The sequence below is a fragment of the Mycobacterium sp. IS-3022 genome (genome assembly GCF_001500065.1).
GTDB lineage: Bacteria > Actinomycetota > Actinomycetes > Mycobacteriales > Mycobacteriaceae > Mycobacterium.
Genome location: NZ_LQIN01000005.1, coordinates 82675 through 100185, shown reverse-complemented (window position 1 = coordinate 100185; position 17511 = coordinate 82675). Strand labels below are relative to the sequence as shown.

The following is a 17511-nucleotide window of genomic DNA, read 5'->3' as shown; positions in this document are numbered from 1 at the left end:
TCACGCCCACGGCGGCCCCGGAGGGGTCCGCACCCCAACACCAATTCCTTACTATCCGTCGCCGGAGCTGGCCGGTACGCCTCAGACATCGCTCCGCGCCCGCATGTCGTCCGCGTGCTCCTCGCCGCGGAAGTAGGCGCGGGTCTCGCGGTAGACCAAGGGGGACAGGATGATCAGACCGATGAGGTTGGGCAGCGCCATCAGACCGTTCATGACGTCGGAGAAGGTCCAGACCGTCTTGAGAGCCGTGGTGGCACCGAGGTAGATCACGATGATGAAAAGGATCCGGTACGGAAAGACCGCCTTCCGTCCGAACAGGTACTCCACGCACCGCTCGCCGTAGTAGGACCATCCGAGCAGCGTCGAGAACGCAAAGAAGATCACGCTGAGCGTGACAATGACGCTGCCCCAGCTCCCGGGGAGACCCTCGGCGAATGCGCGTGCGGTGAAACTGGCGGCCTCCTCGGGGCCGGCCTCCTTCCATACGCCGGTGACGACGATCGTCAGCGCGGTGAAGCTAACCACCACGAGCGTGTCGATGAACGTCTGAGTCATCGACACGAGCGCCTGCCGGACTGGGTGGGTCGTCTTCGCCGCGGCCGCAGCGATGCCGCCGGTTCCCAGCCCCGACTCATTGGAGAAGATGCCACGCGCGACGCCGTAGCGAATCGCCGCTGCGACGGCCGCCCCCGCGAAACCTCCAGTGGCCGAGGTGCCGGTGAAGGCGTCGGTGAAGATGACGCCCAAGGCTCGCGGCACTTCGCCGATGTTGAAGGCGAGGACGGCTGCCGCGCCGACGATGTAGATGACGATCATCACCGGGACGAACAGGCTGGTGACCCGCCCGATGCTCTTGATGCCGCCCAAGATCACCGCGGCGGCCAGCACCACGATCACCGCGCCTGTGATGGGTGCCGACACACCCCACTCTTCGTTGACGTTCGCCGCGACGGTGTTGGCCTGCGTCATGTTGCCGATGCCGAACGCGGCCAGCGCTCCTGCGACCGCGAAGAATCCGCCGAGAAACACGCCCACTGGCCCTTTGATGCCGCGACGTAGGTAGTGCATCGGACCACCGGATTGCTCCCCGGCGGCGTCGGTGCGACGGAAGCGTACGCCGAGAAAAGCTTCGCTGTACTTGGTCGCCATGCCGACCATGCCGGTGAACCACATCCAGAACACAGCCCCGGGACCGCCAAGGGCAATCGCGGTCGCGACGCCGGCGATATTACCGACGCCCACGGTCGCAGCCAGGGCCGTCGACAACGCTTGGTAGTGCGAGATATCGCCTTCGGCGCCCGGATCCTTACGCTTGACGAACGCCAGCCAGAACGCCAGCCGGAACCGGCGCACCTGGATCCCGCGCAACAGCACAGTCAGATACAGGCCGGTCAGCAGGAGCAGCGGGATCAGCAGCCAGGGGCCCCAGATGAAAGAACTGGCATCGCCTAGAAAGTCGTCGAGAGTGGTCATCGCACCGCCGGATCACAGAGACATCGGACTGGTGAAACCGTAGTCCACCTACCCAACCTCGGGGATCGGCGCGGGCGTCGATCGTCAGTTACGCGAGTTAGCGTCCGTCAAACTGTGAGCCGACACGAATGCCCGCGTCGGCGAGGAACTCGCGGACGCGACCCGATTGACGGTCGGTGGAGAAGGTGTACCACTGTCCGGCGAGCCCCTCCTGGTGGACGAGATCGCGGAACCGCCGGAACGCGCCCTTGCCCTCCATCGCTTGCTGCAGTCGCTCCCGCAGTGCCGCACCAGGTTGCCGCTCGGCGAAAGCCGCCATGTCGTGCCAGCCGTCCCGCGAGCCGACGCAATCGAACCCGAGCCAACGGTCGGGCTCCTCGTCCACATCGATGGCGGCGTCCTCGCCGACCATCATCGGGTCAGTGCTGCTGTCATCGAGCACGTCCCCGGTGCAGCCGACCTCAGATGACTAGGGTATGACGCGAAATAACGAGGACGACAAACTATTTGAGACTCTCAGCCGGCCACGTCCTCGGTGCTGCGCGCCGATGCCGGTACTTCCTTGCGCAGTCTCAGCTTGTTGTAGGTGCTGATTGCGATGACGACGGCTAGCAGGGCATACAAGGTGATCGTGATCGGTGTGCTCACCAGCGTGAGCGGATTGTTCTGCGAGTTGTTCATCGCGGCGCGCAGCGACGACTCCGCAAGCGGGCCGAGGATGACCGCGATCAACACCGGCGCAAGCGGGATGCCGTAGCGGCGCATGGCGAATCCGAGCACACCGAGCACCAGCATGAACACGACGTCGATGATCGCCGAACTCGCGGCGTACACGCCGAAGCAGGCGAACACTGCGATCCCCGCATAGAGGTACTCCTTGGGGATCGAGAGCAGTCTTGCCCACAGCGGAGCGAACGGCAGATTCAACACCAGCAATACGACCATCCCGATGAACAGGCTGGCGATGAGCGCCCAAACGATGTCGGCGCTGCGGTCGAACAGCAGCGGACCCGGCTGCATACCGTACTGCTGAAACGCGGCCAGCAGCATCGCCGCGGTGGCCGACGTCGGCAGTCCCAGCGCCAGCAGAGCACCCATCGCCGTGCCCGCCGTAGAGTTGCCGGCCGCTTCTGGACCGGCAACGCCACGGATCGCGCCCTTGCCGAACATCGGCACCTGTCGCCGGCTGTCCAGTCGCTTCTCGACACCGAAGGCGAGGAACGTCGGGACCTCGGCGCCGCCGGCCGGGATGACGCCGAACGGCACGCCGACGGCGGTGCCGCGCAACCATGCCGGCAACGCCTCCCGGTACTCGGCCCTGGACAGGAACGGGCGTCCTGTTGACGGCGTGAAGCTGCGGTCGTCGGGCCGTCCGATACGCGAGGCGACGAAGATGACCTCACCGACAGCGAGCATCGCGACGGTGATCACGACGATGCTGATCCCGTCGAAGAGCGCCACGTTGTCGAAGGTGAACCGCTGAGAACCACTGACCTCGTCGGTGCCGATCATCGCCAGCACCAGGCCGATCAGCAACGCCGCCGCGCCCTTGAGCACCGACTCCGACACCACCGCCGAAGTGGCGATGAACGCGAACAACGCCAGCGCGAAGTACTCACCCGGACCGAACTTGGTCGCCCACTCCGCCAGCGCGGGTGCGAAGAACACCACCAGGGCCGTGGCGACCATGCCCCCGATGAACGCGCCTATCGCCGAGGTCGCCAATGCCTGTGCGCCGCGGCCCTTCCTGGCCATTCGGTGTCCCTCGAGCGATCCGGCGATCGCAGTCGAGTTTCCTGGCGTGTTCATGAGGATTCCGGCGATCGAGTCGCCGAAGAGTCCCCCGAAATAGATGCCCGCGAACATCACCAGCGCGGCCAGCGGGTCGAGGGTGAACGTCACCGGCAGCAGCAGCGCGACCGCCATCGCCGATCCCAGTCCGGGCAGCACCCCGACCGCCGTGCCGATGACGGCGCCGATGAAGACGTAAAGCAGGTTGACCGGAGTGAGGACGTCACCGAACCCGCCGATCAGTCCAGTCAGCGAGTCCATCAGAACATCCCCATCACGCCCGGGGGCAGGCTCAGGCCGAGCAAGCCGGCAAATATCAGTTGCATGATCGACGAAATCGCGAGCCCGATCAGGAGATTCGCGACATACCGCGTGCTGCCGAGACCGACGGTCACTCCCCAGAAGACGACCGCTCCGGCGATGATCCAGCCGGCGGGGATCAGCAGCACCGTGAACGCCACGAACGACCCGATCGTGATTCCGGTGGATCGCCAGTTGCTGAACAGACTGGGAATGGGGCGCCCCTCGTCCAACACCGGTTCGGGCACCTCAGGATTGCGCAGGATGACCAGGGTGAGCAGCGCGGCGATGAGGAAGCAGAACCCGGCGGTGATCCACGGGAACGCCTTGGGCCCGAAGATTTCCGAGTCGTCGGCGATCTCCATGTCGAAGATCCCGTAGACCAGGACCAGCCCAAGGCACACCATCAGCGCGGGCATGATCAATGCGCTCTTACCGGTCCAAAACCTATGCGGCGGTGCTGATTTGTCCGACGCAGCGGTGTCGTGGTCGCTTACCGTCATGTCAGCCCCAAATCGTCCAGAATGGTCTTCACCCGCTGCTCCTCCTCGCGGATGAACCTGCCGAAGTCGTTCCCCGTCAGGAAGGTTTCCTTCCAGCGGTTCCGCGTGACGACGCTTCGCCAATGCTCGGTCTCGACCATTTCCCCAACGATTTCGATGAGTTCTTGCCGCTGTCCGTCGGTGAGACCGGCCGGGGCGACGTAACCGCGCCAATTCACCAGATCGACGGCCGGATAGCCGGCCTCGGCAGCGGTCGGAGCGTCGAGGCCCTCCAACCTCTCCGGCGCAACCACCATCAGTGTCCGCAGTCGTCCCTCGGCCAGCATGTCCCGGAAATCGTTGTATCCGCTGATTCCGACGTCGGGTGTGCCCGGCGCCGTGGACAGCAGGTTGATGGTCAGTTCGCCGCCGCCGGCGTAGGCGGCGTATCGGATCTGCTCCGGGTCGATTCCCGCTTCGCGCGCGAGTTGGGCGGCGACCATGTGGTCGATTCCGCCGGCCGAGCCGCCACCGATGGGCATTGCCGCTGGGTCGGCGCGCCACGCTTCGATCAGCTCGCCGAGCGTCTGGTATGGCGAATCAGCCGGCACCACTATGACTTCGAAGTCCTCGGCGAGCCGGGCAATGGGCGTCATATCAGACAGTGCGACAGGCGAGTCGTTGCGCTCGACCCCGCCGAGCATGACCGTGCCGGTCACCATCATCGTGGTCGGGTCGTCGCCGAGCCGAGACAGTTGGCTGAGCCCGATCGCTCCAGCGGCGCCGGGAACGTTGACCACCTGCACATTGTTGACAATGCGGTTTGACCGCAGTGCCTGCTGAGACTCGCGTGCGACAAGATCCCAACCGCCACCGGCCGCGGCGGGCGCGATCAGTGTGAGCTTGGCGCGGGCCTCGGCTCCGGAGCCGGTCCGGTTCGCGTTGACACCCGCCGCCACCACCAAAGCGCCGACACAGACCACCCCCAGGATCCACCGGACAGCTGTCGGAACGCGCATGCCCTATCCCTTCGCGAGCACGGTCTCAGCCACATACTGACCCTTCCACGCGACCTGCGGTCACGTATTTGGAATCGGCGCGTGGCCTGGCCGCGTCTCTCGCGCTGACCTCCAACGGTGACCGTTGGGTGTGTGACCCCAGCGTTGACTTCGTAGCCTGACGCTTCGGCGCCTCAGCGGAAGCGGACGCTGATCGTCGCCAAGCCGAAGATCTTCTTGCCAGCGGACTTCGCGCCGACGATGACGACGCCCGAGCGTGTGGCCGGGTCCAGCGATTTGACCCGGCCGCTGAACTCGATGTCGGCACCTTCTTTGGCCGACACGATCGCGGGAGCGGACAGCCGTACCGCGTAGCGGGTCACCGCACCGGGGTCGCCCGACCACGCCGAGTGAAATCCCGCACCCAGCCCCATGGTCAGCATTCCGTGGGCGATCACGTCCGGCAGCCCCGCCAGCTTGGCGATGTCCTCGTCCCAGTGGATCGGGTTGGCGTCGCCGGCAACTCCGGCATAGTTCACCAGGTCGCCGCGCGACAGCCGGGTGTGATGCACGGGCAGCTCGTCGCCGACCTTGACCTCGTCGAAGGACGGCGTCCCGGGCTCGCGGGTCATACCCCCTTCAGCGATCCGGATCTCGCCCTCGGGACGCACCGTCTTCTCATAGGCGGCATCGAGCGTGCCGATCCCCGAGAAATCGACGTCGTGCATCATCGCGTTCTGCACGGCGGACTTGATCGCCGGATCGACATCCTCGGCGGTCACGCCGACGACGGTGGTGTGCAGGGTGTGCACCCGCTCGCCGGCGGTGTCGGTGAACGTGTTCGTCACCGTGATGAGGTCGCGGCCGGCGATCTTGCGCACGTTCGTCAACTCGACGTCGACGGTCAACTCGTCGCCCGCGACGATCGGACGGTGCTGTTCGAAGACCTCTTCGGTCTGCATGTAGGTGTCGTAGCCGACGACGATCTCTTCGAACATGCGGCGATTGCACGACATACCCGGCGTCGATGTGAACGTCAGCGGCGCCACCACATCGGAATATCCCAGCTCAGCGGCGGCTGCGACGTCCCAATGCGCGGGGTGATAGTCCTGAACCGCCCTGGCGTATTCGCGGACCTTCTCGCGGCCGACAAGGTATGTGCCGGCCATCTGGTACCAGTGGCCGACCCGCGCTTCGAGCGCCGACGTTTCTGCTGCTGCAGTCATGCGTGTCCAACTCTTCTATCGGCTTGTTCGTTGAGGCCGATCGAAGCACCCTAACGCGCTCACTAGCTCGGCCCACAACGTCAAGATCCGAGCAATGCGTCCGCCGCCGCCACTGCGCGACGTCGATGGCCGAGCCGCTATGTTCATCGGGTGCTCATCTCCCCTGCTCGCGCGCTCGCTCGGTGGCTCCCTTCAGTCCTGACCGCGGTTGTTGCATGCGCCGGTCTTCTGGCTGCCCCGCCGGCTGAGGCCCCGGTGGTGCGCCTGGCCAGCGACGCGAACCCGTTGGCCGGGATGCCCTTCTACGTCAACCCCGCGTCGGCGGCCATGCGTGCCGCGCAGAAGGCCGACCCGCCGAGCCCCGAGCTGACCGCCATCGCGAACACGCCGCAGGCGTACTGGCTCGTGCCCGGTGGTTCCGCGGCGACGGTCGCGAAGTACGTGGGCGACGCGCAAGCAGCCGACGCCTTGCCGGTGCTGGCCCTCTACGGCATCCCGCACCGCGATTGCGGCAGCTTCGCGGCAGGTGGTTTCGCGTCGGGCGCCGACTACCGGGCGTGGATCGACGGCATCGCAGCCGACCTGGGTGGCTCGCGGGTGGCGATCATCCTCGAACCCGACGCGCTCGCCATGGCCGATTGCCTGTCGGGTGACCAGCGCCAGGAGCGGTTCGACCTGATCCGCTACGCCGTCGACACCTTCACCCGCAATCCGGCCGCGGCCGTGTACGTCGACGCGGGCCACTTGCGCTGGCACAGCGCCGAGGAGATGGCCGCCCGGCTCAACCAGGCCGGCGTCGACCGCGCGCGGGGCTTCAGCCTCAACGTCGCGAACTTCTTCACCACCGAGGAGGAAATCGGTTACGGGGAGGCGATTTCCGGCCTCACCAACGGTTCCCACTACGTGATCGACACGTCGCGCAACGGCAACGGCGCGGCCCCCGACTCACCGCTGCACTGGTGCAATCCCGACGGCCGAGCGCTCGGTGTTCCGCCCACCACGCAGACTGCGGGCCCGCATGCCGATGCGTACCTGTGGATCAAGCGGCCCGGCGAATCCGACGGAACCTGCGACAAAGGCGATCCCCCGGCGGGCACCTTCGTCAATCAGTACGCCATCGAGCTGGCCAGCAACGCTCGCCCGCGGTAAAAGCCTTGCGCGCCAACGTTTAGCGGTACCCCTGGACGTACACCTAGTTGTCCTCGGACCGGTCGGCGTAGACGCCGCGGAGCATGCCGGTGGCTTGTCCGATCTCGATGAGGTAGCCGTCGGGGTCGCGGATATAGCAGCGAATCTCGGCTTTGCGGTCGAGTGGTTCGGTAAGAAACTGAGCGCCTTTGGTTTTGGCATCGGCGTGGAATGCGTAGATGTCGGCCACTCGCACGTTCAGAAACGCCGAGACCGGGTCACCTGCCTGTGGTGGCGAGAGGGTGATGTCGGGTTTGTCCGGGGTGGGCCCGCCGCCGGGGTTCATGATGATCCAACTGTTGGCAACCTTGACGATGGCGGGGTTCTCCTCGAGCACGATTTCACCACCGAAGATGTCGGCGTAGAAATCACGCGAGGCCGCTACATCGCGCACGGTCAGAAAATGCGTCAAAATCAATCCCTGTTCGGGAGCGGGTAGATCGTTGCGGCTGAACACAATTCCCCTTTCAGTGAGCTGACGGCTACTGCTTGTGACGCCATCGGTGGGGATCGACTTCGAGCGCGGCGCGGTCCCAGTTGCCGCGTTCGGCAGCCGCTTGATACGTGGTGTGCAGGAACTCCAAGAGGGTTCTGGCCGGATCTGCTGCGGTTCGCACCGCCTCGTACGGCAGCAGGAACTGGCCGTTCTCGGTGCTGTAGAAGGCTTGCTCAGGTGCAACGGAATAGTCGGCAAAGCCGTTGGGCTCGGGATAGGCGTAGGCGTAGAACGCGCCTTCGTCGCCGCCGCCCGGCCAGAAGCCGCAGCTGCTCAGCTCGTGGGAGTAGCCCTCCTCCATCACCCAGTCACCACAGTTCGGCGCGCCGCCGGGATGCTTGGGTGCAGTGCGGCCAGAAAACCTGGTGCAGGCCAGATCCATGGCGCCCCAGAAAAAGTGCACGGGGCTGACCTTGCCGATGAAGTGCGAGCGAAATTCGTGCATGACTTGGTCGGCCGCTACGAGTTGGCGCCAGAACAGCTGCACGGCGTCGGCATCGTAGGAGGTGTGCCCGTAGTCGTCGGCGAATGGGATCGAGGGCTCGACTTCATTCGGCCTGGCCTGAATCTCGACCGTGATTCCGAGCTCACCGAGCGCATGCACTGTCTCGCTATAGAAATCAGCGACGGATTTGGGCTCGAGCGCAATCTGACGGGCTTCGCCGTCGCTGGAGCGGATGTGTAACCGATGCTCGATGAAGTCGAATTCGATGTCGAACACCCCGGCTCCGGACGGTATTGCGGAAGTGGTCAATCCCCGCGGGCTGACGTAGAGAGTGGCCTGCCACCAATGGTTGACCATCGGCGCATGCGCGAGCCGGATCTTGCCGACGATCTGTGTCCACATATGCAGCGTTTCGCGCGACGCGCTCCAATCGTCGACCCGCAGCTGTGGCCAACCGTTCGACGACGTGGACTTGGTTGTGGGGAGGCCTGCCATATTCATCAGCTTTCCCCGGCGGACAGAACCTATGCACATGGATCAGTGACTGTCTGATCTGCTCACCGGCAGGGCGAAGTCGAGAAGGTCGCACGACCGAAATACCCAAACGAAGGAGGATGCCAGCGAGACAGAACAGTATTACGATTTCACAACAGGCGACAGAAATCTGTAATAGCGTGGCTGGATGACCCCCTACAAGGGCGAAGCTGTCGACCACCTGCCCTTCGCCACTGCAGAGAAGGCCGCGCGCTATCGCACGGAGAACTATCAAGGAGCAGTGGGTCTCAACTGGTTCACGACCGATCCGACCCTGCGGTCGACGATGGCGTATTACTTGCAGCCCGACGAGCTGGCGTTCGCCGAACCACACTTGACCCGCGCCGGAGAATTGATGGGCGGGCCGGTGGCGAAGTGGGCCGAAGAGACCGACCGCAGTCCCGCGCACCTCGAACGGTATGACCGCTGGGGCCATGACATCAGCCAGGTGGTGCAGCCGCCGTCGTTCACCCAATCCAAACGGGCGATCCTCGAGGCTCAGTCGGCGCTGCGCGAAGAAGCGCGCGCCAACGGTGTGAGCCCATCACTGATCTTGTTTGCGTCGAACTATCTGATGAACCAGGCCGACATCGGTATGGGCTGCGCGCTGGGGACTGGCGGGGGCATGGTCAAGTCGCAAGTCTCGGCCTACGCGCCGCCCGATGTGCGCGATTACGTACTGGCCAAGTTCGCCTCGGGCGAATGGGAGGGCGAGACCGCTCAGATGTTCACCGAACGGACGGGCGGCTCGGACCTCGGCGCGCTGGAGACGACGGCTACGCGGCACGGTGACGCTTGGCTACTGAACGGATTCAAGTGGTTCGCCTCGAACTGCGACGGCGAGGTGTTCGTCGTGCTGGCTAAACCGGAAGGTGCGCCGGACTCCAGCCGCGGTATCGCCACGTTCCTCGTGCTGCGGACTCGTCGCGACGGATCGCGCAACGGCATCCGGATCAGGCGGCTCAAAGACAAGCTCGGCACCCGATCGGTGGCATCTGGTGAAGTGGAGTTCGTCGACGCCGAGGCGTTTCTGTTGTCGGGAGAGGCGACCGGTGATGCCGGGCCGTCCGACGGCAAAGGACTGGGCCGGATGATGGAACTGACGAACTCAGCGCGACTGGGCACCGCCCTGTTCGCTGCGGCTGCTGCCCGACGGGCACTGGTCGAGTCATTGTGTTTCGCCCAGAGCCGGTGCGTATTCGGCGAAACGCTGAGCGACAAGCCGTTGATGCGGCGCAAGCTGGCCGAGATGATCGTTGACTCCGAAGCCGCCCTCGCGCTGGTGTTCGATGGGGCAGGTCATCCGAATCACCAACAGCCACGACAAGTCCGGCAGCGCATCGCCGTGCCGGTGACCAAGCTGAAGGTCGCGCGGCTGGGTATCACCATGGCGTCCGACGCGATCGAGATCCACGGCGGCAACGGCTACATCGAAACTTGGCCTGTCGCACGAATTCTCCGGGATGCTCAGGTAAATACCATTTGGGAGGGCCCGGACAACATTCTGTGCCTGGACGTCAGGCGGGGAATCGAGAAGTCGAGCGCACACGAGCCGATGTTGGCGCGGCTTCGTGACGCGATATCGGTGTGCGATGACGAACAAACGACACGCCTGGTCAGCCGCCGCATCGACGATCTCGACGCCGCGATCACCGCGTGGAAGAAGCTCGATGGTGATCTCGCGGAGGCGCGGTTGTTTCCGCTCGCGCAGTTCATCGGCGACGTCTACGCGGCCGCATTGCTGACCGAGCAGGCGGCTTGGGAACGCGCCACGTACGGGTCGGATCGCAAGGCGCTGTGGCTCGGTTGTACGCACAGCGCTACCTCGTCGACCGCGGACCGCTTCGCGGCATTGACGCCGACGAGGACGAGGCGATCGGACGCTTCGATGAACTCCTGGATGGGGCGCTGACGCTGGATTGAACGCTTCAAAGCTTATGAGAACGCCAGCGGGCGCGCTTCCCGCATTCTCCCGCAACCGTTCGTCGAGCCTGGTCTCCAGCGACCAACGGCGCCAACGTTCAGCGGTAGCCCAGGCTGGGCAGAAGCACGTCGTCGACCATGATGCGGACGGTTTCCTCGGTCGGCGGCCGTGTGGACACCAACGCCCTGAATACCAGGTAACCCGGTAGCAGGTCGTAGATCTCGTCGTTGACCGCTGCCGCGTCGATCTCTCCGCGCTCGACAGCCTCGGCCAGCACTTCGTTGATCACGAGTTTGCGCTGATGGAGAAACTCGTCCTGCATCGCCTGTCTCAAACCGGGGTTGTGCGACATCTCGTTCAGCACCGCCCGCATCGTGCTGCCGTGCGCACACGCCTGCCGGCACACCGAGGCGCCGAGCTCCAGCAAGTCGCTGCGCAACGAGCCGGTGCGGGGCGGGACGGCCGTGACGCGGGTGCCCTCGACGAAGGCCGCGAGCACCAGGTCCGCCTTCGACGGCCAGCGCCGGTATACCGTCGCTTTGCTCGCTTTCGCCTGTGTCGCCACGGCTTCCACGGTCAATCGGTCGTATCCGTGCTGCTGCAACTGCTGCAGCGTGATCGCCAACAGCTCCGCTTCGCGGGGGGTCCACCGCGATGCCGACGCATCGTGCGCGTATTCCGGCGGCACAGGCTCCTCCTCGACCGAGCTTCGCTGCGCGTTCTCCATGACAAAGCGCTTGCGCTCCTCGATACGGTACCGTACCGTTCCATTTCGGCCCTCCGCAGCCGCCCTGCGCGACATCCCCACGTCCGATCTCCGCAATTTTGTGCCGTGCCGAGTTGCGCAGGCGCGAGGATGAGCAGTATCGATCGGGTGCCCCGTTCGAGGCCGACTACCGATGCAAGGACCTGGTGCAATGCCGTCGACCGGAAAGTCTTACGACGCAGGACCGACCGACACGCCGGTGCTGGAGCAGACGATCGGCGCCAACTTCGAAGCCACCGTCGCCCGGCACCCCGACGGTGAAGCGCTCGTCGATGTCGCGCAGGGTCTGCGCTACACGTACGCCGAACTCGACGACGAGGTCGACGTCGTTGCGCGGGGCCTCATGGCGTTGGGGATCGGCACGGGCGAGCGGGTCGCCATCTGGGCGCCGAACTGCGCGCAGTGGACCATCACCCAGTACGCGACAGCGAAAATCGGCGCGATCCTCGTCAACATCAATCCCGCCTACCGCACCCATGAGCTGGCCTACGTGCTCAACCAATCCGGGGCCAGAGCGTTGATCGCCGCGACGTCGTTCAAGACGTCTGACTACGTGGCGATGGTCGAACAGGTCCGCTCGGACGTGCCAGCGCTGACCGACGTCGTCTACATCGGGACGCCCGACTGGGAGGCGTTACGCGCGGGCGCCGACGAAGTGCCGTCCGAGGCCTTGGCGACGCGTATGGCCGGCCTGTCCGCCAACGACCCCATCAACATTCAATACACCTCGGGTACAACGGGTTTTCCGAAGGGCGCGACACTGTCGCACCGCAATATCCTCAACAACGGCTACTTCACCACGGAGCTGATCAAGCTCGGCCCGAACGACCGATTGTGTATCCCGGTGCCCTTCTACCACTGCTTCGGCATGGTGATGGGCAACCTCGGGTGCACCAGTCACGGCACCACGATGGTGATTCCCGCACCGGGTTTCGATCCCGGATCGACGCTCGCCGCCATCGAGGGCGAACGCTGCACCGGCGTGTACGGCGTCCCGACGATGTTCATCGCGATGCAGAACCACCCCGAGTTCACCGACCGCGACCTGTCGACGCTACGGACCGGGATCATGGCCGGTGCGGTGTGCCCGGTCGAGGTGATGAAGCGCTGCATCAACGACATGAACATGTCGGAGGTGGCGATCGCGTACGGCATGACCGAGACGTCGCCGGTATCGTGCCAGACGCTCATCGACGACGACCTGGAACGACGCACCGCGACGATCGGACGGGCGCATCCCCACGTCGAGATCAAAATCGTCGACCCCGACACCGGTGCCACCGTCGAGCGCGGACAACCGGGCGAGTTCTGCACGCGGGGCTATTCGGTGATGCTGGGCTACTGGAATGAGGACGAGAAGACCGCTGCGGCAATCGATTCCGACGGCTGGATGCACACCGGCGATCTGGCCGTGATGCGTGACGACGGCTACTGCAACGTGGTGGGCCGCATCAACGACATGGTCATCCGCGGCGGGGAGAACATCTATCCGCGGGAGATCGAGGAGTTCCTCTACACGCACCCGGACATCGAGGACGCCCAGGTGATCGGCGTTCCCGACGACCGGTACGGCGAGGAGACGTGCGCCTGGATCCGGATGAAGCCGGGCCGGCCCGCGCTCGACGCCGACGCCGTGCGCGCGTTCGCCGCGGGCAAGCTCGCGCACTACAAGATTCCGCGCTACGTGCACGTGGTCGACGAGTTTCCGATGACGGTCACGGGCAAGGTGCGCAAGGTCGAGATGCGCGAGCGCAGCGTCGAGATCCTGGGCCTCGACCGCTAGCGCCCAAGGAAAGGCGCAGGCGAAGAGAACTGTGCTCTGACAACGCCGCCTTCACCCTCGGCCACGCCCTCGTCTTGGACGGCGGACAGACCGTCGGCTGAAACGGCGAGCACGTACCCCGACACGCTCGAGCCGCGGCGCGGCTGGTAATGATGCAGCATGCCCATGCCTCGAAATTCGGCTGCAGCATTCCGGAGCGTCGCCTGCACGTCGACCGTCGCACTCAGCGTCATCGCACTGACCGGTTGTTCGGCGTTCGACAACAAGACGGCGAACAACTCTGAGACTTCCGGCGTGCAGACTGCGGCGACCGCATTGCGAACCGATGCAACCGCCCCGGCGCCCTACCCGCCGCCGTCCGTCGAGCGGAAATTGCCGATCGGCGACGTCTCCCTCGCCATCGATGACCGCCCCGACCTGGGGGAGATCATTGTCGACAGCAGCGGCCGAACCCTGTATGCCTTCTCGGCGGACTCGGCGAACGAACCCACCTGCTACGGCGAATGCGCCGACACCTGGCTGCCCGTGCTGGCCGACAGTGATCCGGCGGGCGGCATAGGTATCAGCGTGGCGGCGGCCCGGACCGTGCCACGTCGCGACGGCGGTGACCAGGTGACCTACAAGGGAATCCCGCTCTATCGATACGCGGGCGACCAGACGGACAGGGACGCCAAGGGTCAGGGGTTGGACATGTTCGGCGGCGAATGGCACGTCCTGACGAAGAACGGCGAGCCCCTGGCTTGAGGATCGCCGAGGAATAGCGTGGTCCGAACGGGCGTTGCCAGCCCCTGACGACGGCAGTTAGGTGCGCACATGAAGTTCGGGATCTCCACTTTCGTCAACGACGACACCATCGACACCGTGTCGTTGGCCCGCGCGATCGAAGAACGGGGCTTTGACGCGCTCGCGATCGCCGAGCACACCCACATCCCGGCCAGTCGGCAGTCTCCGTACCCGATGGGCGGTGACCTGCCCAAGATCTACTACCGCACGCTGGATCCGTTCGTCACACTCGCGGCCGCCGCGGCGGTGACGTCGACGATCGAGTTGATCACCGGAATCGCTTTGCTCATCCAGCGCGACCCGATCATCACCGCGAAGGAAGCGGCCAGCATCGACCTGATCTCGGGTGGCCGGTTCGTGTTCGGTGTCGGCGCCGGCTGGAACATCGAGGAACTGCGCCATCACGGCACCGACCCGAAGACGCGCGGCGCGCTGCTCGACGAACGCATCGAGGCCATCAAGGCGTTGTGGACGGAGGAACCGGCCGAATACCACGGCCGCTACGTCGATTTCGACTCGTCGTACTTGCGTCCCAAACCGGTTCAAAAGCCCCATCCGCCCATCCTCGTGGGCGGCGACTCCGATGCCACCGTCAAGCGGGTGATCCGCCATGGCGCCGGATGGATGTCGAACCCACTTCCGGTCGAGCGGCTGACCAAACGCATCGACCAGATGCGTGCGGGCGCGCACCACGATGTCCCGCTGACGACATTCGGCACCCCGATCGACCCGGATTACTGGCGTGCCCTCGAAGAGCTCGGCTACCGGCAGGCGAACCTGCTGCTTCCCACCAAGCCGCACGATGAATCGCTTCGTCTGCTCGACGAATACGCCGAGAAGGTCGCCGGATATCGCGGCTGAGGGTCCCGCTGACGCTCGACGCGCGTCGAGTTTCTATCGTGACATCCATGAGCAATGCCGCTGACGCCGACCGCGTCGCTGAGCTGGCGCGCGGAGTCGTCGCCGACCACGACCCGAAGAGCGTGCCCATCCCCGAATTCCTCGGCGCTTGCTACGACGCCGGCCTGTCCTGGGTGCACTTCCCCGAGGGCCTGGGCGGGCTGGGAGTGTCCCGCGGACTTCAGGCGGTCGCCGACCGCGTTCTGCAGGGCGCAGGCGGGCCGGTACCGCTCGGGCTCAACCCGATGGGCTACGGCATGGCCGCGCCGACGATCCGTGAGCACGCCCAGACCGAGGAGGTGAAGCGGAAATGGTTGCGCCCGTTGGCCACCACCGAGGACCTGTGGTGTCAGCTGTTCTCCGAGCCCGGTGCCGGGTCCGACCTGGCCGGGCTGGCCACCTCCGCGGCGCGCGACGGTGACGACTGGGTGATCAACGGCCAGAAGGTCTGGACGAGTCTGGCCCACCGCGCGCGGTGGGGGCTACTGCTCGCGCGCACCAACCCCGATGTGCCCAAGCACAAGGGCTTGACGTATTTCGTCATCGACATGCACGGCGCGGGCGTCGAAACCCGCCCGCTGCGCCAGATGACGGGGCAGGCCGAGTTCAACGAGGTGTACTTCACCGACGCGCGCATCCCGGACCAGCACCGCCTCGGTGACGTCGACAACGGGTGGGCCGTCGCCATGACGACGCTGATGAACGAACGCACCGCGCTCGGCGGCAGCGGCAGCCGCCGAGGCGCGGGCACGATCGCCGACGCGACGGGGCTGTGGGCGTCGCGGCCGGAGCGCCGCACACCGGTGTTGCGTGACCGGCTGACGCAGCTGTGGCTGCGCTCGGAGGCGCAGCGGCTGACCTCGGAACGGTCGCGAGCCGCCGCCACGGTCGGCGGTCCGGGCCCGGAGGGTTCGATCGGCAAGCTTGTCGGCGCCGAGCTCAACCAGGACATCTATCAGTGGTGCATGGATTTCCTTGGCCCCGAAGGGCTTCTGTACCACGGATACCAGCAGGGCAGTGGCACCGGCGAGCGGGACTGGCAGGGCCCGATCCAGCAGCGGTATCTGCGCAGCCGCGCCAACACCATCGAAGGCGGCACCTCCGAGGTGATGCGCAACATCCTCGGCGAACGCATCCTCGGGTTGCCCGGTGATCTGCGGGCCGACGCCGGCATGCCCTGGAAGGAGATTCCCCGTGGTTGAGACTCAAGCTGAGTACAGGTTCACCGACGAGCAGGCGCAATTGCGCGACGCGGTGAGCAAGTTCAGCGCCGAGCACTTCGCCGAAGACAACGTCCGGCGGCTCATGGAGTCCGACCCGCCGTTCGACCCGAAGGTCTGGGCGCGGCTCGGTGCCGAGCTCGGGGTGCTCGGGCTGTCGGTGCCCGAAGCCGACGGCGGCGTCGGCGGCACCCTGGTGGATCAGGCCGTCGCGATCGAGGAACTCGGCGCGCGGTTGGCGTGCGGGCCGCTGTTCGGCACGGTGTACCTCGCAATTCCCGCGCTGGTCGCCGCTCCGGCCGGTCCGGCTCGTGACGAGTTGTTGGCCGACCTCGTCGAGGGTCGGCGCACCGCGGCGGTCGCGGTGGTGGACCGGGCGGGAGTTTTCGAGCCGGATTCGGTGGCGGTGACCGCCGACGGGGAGGCGTTGTCCGGCATGGTGGCTCAAGTCGTCGACGGTGGCTCCGCCGATGTCCTGCTGGTGCCCGCGCGCGGATCCGACGGCGTCGCGCTGTATGCCGTCGACACCGCCGCCGGCGAGGTGAAGCGAACGCCGTTGGCGACCCTCGACCTCACCCGGCCCGAAGCGAACATCACATTCTCCGACGCTTCCGGGCGCCTGATCGCCGGTCCCGGCGAAACCCCGCGAGTCCTCGACCACGCGCTGCAGGTCGGTGCGGCGCTGCTCGCCGTCGAGCAGGTCGGCGCCGCGCAGCATCTGCTCGACCTGTCCGTCGAGTACGCGAAATCGCGGCTGCAGTTCGGCCGGCCGATCGGATCGTTCCAGGCGGTCAAGCATCGCCTGGCGAACCTGCTGGTCGACGTCGAACACGCGAGATCGACTGCCTATCACGCAGTCTGGGCTCTGACCGACGGATCCGACGATCCCGCGCTCGCGACGAGCATCGCCCAAGCCGTCTGTTCGGCTGCGCTCAGCCACGTCGCCAACGACACCATCCAGGTACACGGCGGGATCGGGTTCACCTGGGAGCACCAGGCCCATCTCTATTACAAGCGCGCCGCGACCGACGCGGTCCTGCTGGGCAGCGCAGAGGCTCACCGGGACCGGGTCGCGGTGATGGTGCTCGACGATGCCACCGCCGACCGGGTCCCACGGGTCGCCGACGGTCAGCCCGCCTGACGTCGTGACTTTCCTCACCCTCGTCGGTAACGATTCGAAACCTGTTGTGTTGCAGGACGAG

At 65.7% G+C, this 17511-nt stretch carries 16 protein-coding genes and 1 pseudogene; 7 read left to right on the top strand and 10 right to left on the bottom strand.

The window, feature by feature from the left end; all coding sequences use genetic code 11:
* Nucleotides 1-81: 81 nt before the first annotated feature.
* The 6 genes from AU188_RS06300 to AU188_RS06275 form a co-directional block, all read right to left on the bottom strand.
* Nucleotides 82-1473 carry an alanine/glycine:cation symporter family protein gene (locus AU188_RS06300; protein ID WP_059162882.1) on the bottom strand — a complete coding sequence of 464 codons (1392 nt, stop codon included), beginning with the start codon at nucleotides 1471-1473 and terminating at the stop codon, nucleotides 82-84.
* A gap of 97 nt (nucleotides 1474-1570) precedes the next feature.
* The gene (locus AU188_RS06295) at nucleotides 1571-1915 is read right to left on the bottom strand and encodes a hypothetical protein (RefSeq protein WP_059162881.1); all 345 of its coding nucleotides are present in this window, start codon (nucleotides 1913-1915) and stop codon (nucleotides 1571-1573) included.
* A 74-nt stretch (nucleotides 1916-1989) separates the two neighbouring features.
* Nucleotides 1990-3525, bottom strand: a complete 1536-nt coding sequence (locus tag AU188_RS06290) for a tripartite tricarboxylate transporter permease (protein WP_059162880.1) — start codon at nucleotides 3523-3525, stop codon at nucleotides 1990-1992.
* The gene (locus AU188_RS06285) at nucleotides 3525-4067 is read right to left on the bottom strand and encodes a tripartite tricarboxylate transporter TctB family protein (RefSeq protein WP_059162879.1); all 543 of its coding nucleotides are present in this window, start codon (nucleotides 4065-4067) and stop codon (nucleotides 3525-3527) included. The genes AU188_RS06290 and AU188_RS06285 overlap by 1 nt, the downstream gene beginning before the upstream one ends.
* Nucleotides 4064-5065: a Bug family tripartite tricarboxylate transporter substrate binding protein gene (locus tag AU188_RS06280; RefSeq protein ID WP_059162878.1), complete on the bottom strand. Its 1002-nt coding sequence runs from the start codon at nucleotides 5063-5065 to the stop codon at nucleotides 4064-4066. The genes AU188_RS06285 and AU188_RS06280 overlap by 4 nt, the downstream gene beginning before the upstream one ends.
* A 173-nt stretch (nucleotides 5066-5238) precedes the next feature.
* On the bottom strand, nucleotides 5239-6270 hold the full coding sequence (locus tag AU188_RS06275) for a fused (3R)-hydroxyacyl-ACP dehydratase subunits HadA/HadB (protein WP_059162877.1): 1032 nt from the start codon (nucleotides 6268-6270) through the stop codon (nucleotides 5239-5241).
* Between the two features lie 150 nt (nucleotides 6271-6420).
* Between AU188_RS06275 and AU188_RS06270 the strand changes: the two genes are divergently transcribed.
* Nucleotides 6421-7419 carry a glycoside hydrolase family 6 protein gene (locus tag AU188_RS06270; RefSeq protein ID WP_059162876.1) on the top strand — a complete coding sequence of 333 codons (999 nt, stop codon included), beginning with the start codon at nucleotides 6421-6423 and terminating at the stop codon, nucleotides 7417-7419.
* Nucleotides 7420-7462: 43 nt separating this feature from the next.
* On the opposite strand, the gene AU188_RS06265 is transcribed toward AU188_RS06270, so the two are convergent.
* Together AU188_RS06265 and AU188_RS06260 are read right to left on the bottom strand one after the other, a co-directional pair.
* Nucleotides 7463-7870: a VOC family protein gene (locus AU188_RS06265; RefSeq protein ID WP_286137322.1), complete on the bottom strand. Its 408-nt coding sequence runs from the start codon at nucleotides 7868-7870 to the stop codon at nucleotides 7463-7465.
* Nucleotides 7871-7940: 70 nt separating this feature from the next.
* Entirely contained in the window at nucleotides 7941-8894 is a 954-nt protein-coding gene (locus AU188_RS06260) for a DUF5996 family protein (RefSeq protein WP_059162874.1), read from the bottom strand.
* A gap of 187 nt (nucleotides 8895-9081) precedes the next feature.
* Here AU188_RS06260 and AU188_RS06255 point away from each other — a divergent pair.
* Nucleotides 9082-10856: pseudogene (locus AU188_RS06255) on the top strand (acyl-CoA dehydrogenase family protein).
* Nucleotides 10857-10954: 98 nt separating this feature from the next.
* Here AU188_RS06255 and AU188_RS06250 read toward each other — a convergent pair.
* The gene (locus AU188_RS06250; RefSeq protein WP_059162873.1) at nucleotides 10955-11584 is read right to left on the bottom strand and encodes a TetR/AcrR family transcriptional regulator; all 630 of its coding nucleotides are present in this window, start codon (nucleotides 11582-11584) and stop codon (nucleotides 10955-10957) included.
* Nucleotides 11585-11774: 190 nt separating this feature from the next.
* Between AU188_RS06250 and AU188_RS06245 the strand changes: the two genes are divergently transcribed.
* Nucleotides 11775-13406 (top strand): AMP-binding protein, encoded by a 1632-nt coding sequence (locus AU188_RS06245; RefSeq protein ID WP_059162872.1) that lies wholly within the window; start codon nucleotides 11775-11777, stop codon nucleotides 13404-13406.
* Here AU188_RS06245 and AU188_RS25480 read toward each other — a convergent pair.
* Nucleotides 13403-13684, bottom strand: a complete 282-nt coding sequence (locus tag AU188_RS25480; protein WP_172799405.1) for a hypothetical protein — start codon at nucleotides 13682-13684, stop codon at nucleotides 13403-13405. The genes AU188_RS06245 and AU188_RS25480 overlap by 4 nt on opposite strands.
* Before the next feature lie 16 nt (nucleotides 13685-13700).
* Here AU188_RS25480 and AU188_RS06240 point away from each other — a divergent pair, with 16 nt between their 5' ends.
* The 4 genes from AU188_RS06240 to AU188_RS06225 all read left to right on the top strand — a co-directional run bounded on the left by AU188_RS06240 (nucleotide 13701) and on the right by AU188_RS06225 (nucleotide 17450).
* Complete coding sequence (locus AU188_RS06240) at nucleotides 13701-14150, top strand: COG4315 family predicted lipoprotein (protein ID WP_286137321.1); 450 nt, start codon at nucleotides 13701-13703, stop codon at nucleotides 14148-14150.
* 69 nt (nucleotides 14151-14219) lie between these two features.
* Complete coding sequence (locus AU188_RS06235) at nucleotides 14220-15050, top strand: LLM class F420-dependent oxidoreductase (RefSeq protein ID WP_059162870.1); 831 nt, start codon at nucleotides 14220-14222, stop codon at nucleotides 15048-15050.
* Nucleotides 15051-15097: 47 nt separating this feature from the next.
* Nucleotides 15098-16291, top strand: coding sequence for an acyl-CoA dehydrogenase family protein (locus AU188_RS06230; protein WP_059162869.1), 1194 nt, complete (start codon nucleotides 15098-15100; stop codon nucleotides 16289-16291).
* Nucleotides 16284-17450: an acyl-CoA dehydrogenase family protein gene (locus AU188_RS06225; protein WP_059162868.1), complete on the top strand. Its 1167-nt coding sequence runs from the start codon at nucleotides 16284-16286 to the stop codon at nucleotides 17448-17450. The genes AU188_RS06230 and AU188_RS06225 overlap by 8 nt, the downstream gene beginning before the upstream one ends.
* Nucleotides 17451-17511 lie beyond the last annotated feature (61 nt).

Coding starts and splice junctions, on each gene's coding strand:
- AU188_RS06275 (WP_059162877.1), bottom strand. CDS start 6,270: ATGACTGCAGCAGCAGAAACGTCGGCGCTCGAAGCGCGGGTCGGCCAC.
- AU188_RS06245 (WP_059162872.1), top strand. CDS start 11,775: ATGCCGTCGACCGGAAAGTCTTACGACGCAGGACCGACCGACACGCCG.
- AU188_RS06250 (WP_059162873.1), bottom strand. CDS start 11,584: ATGGAGAACGCGCAGCGAAGCTCGGTCGAGGAGGAGCCTGTGCCGCCG.
- AU188_RS06300 (WP_059162882.1), bottom strand. CDS start 1,473: ATGACCACTCTCGACGACTTTCTAGGCGATGCCAGTTCTTTCATCTGG.
- AU188_RS06290 (WP_059162880.1), bottom strand. CDS start 3,525: ATGGACTCGCTGACTGGACTGATCGGCGGGTTCGGTGACGTCCTCACT.
- AU188_RS06235 (WP_059162870.1), top strand. CDS start 14,220: ATGAAGTTCGGGATCTCCACTTTCGTCAACGACGACACCATCGACACC.
- AU188_RS06285 (WP_059162879.1), bottom strand. CDS start 4,067: ATGACGGTAAGCGACCACGACACCGCTGCGTCGGACAAATCAGCACCG.
- AU188_RS06230 (WP_059162869.1), top strand. CDS start 15,098: ATGAGCAATGCCGCTGACGCCGACCGCGTCGCTGAGCTGGCGCGCGGA.
- AU188_RS06260 (WP_059162874.1), bottom strand. CDS start 8,894: ATGGCAGGCCTCCCCACAACCAAGTCCACGTCGTCGAACGGTTGGCCA.
- AU188_RS06280 (WP_059162878.1), bottom strand. CDS start 5,065: ATGCGCGTTCCGACAGCTGTCCGGTGGATCCTGGGGGTGGTCTGTGTC.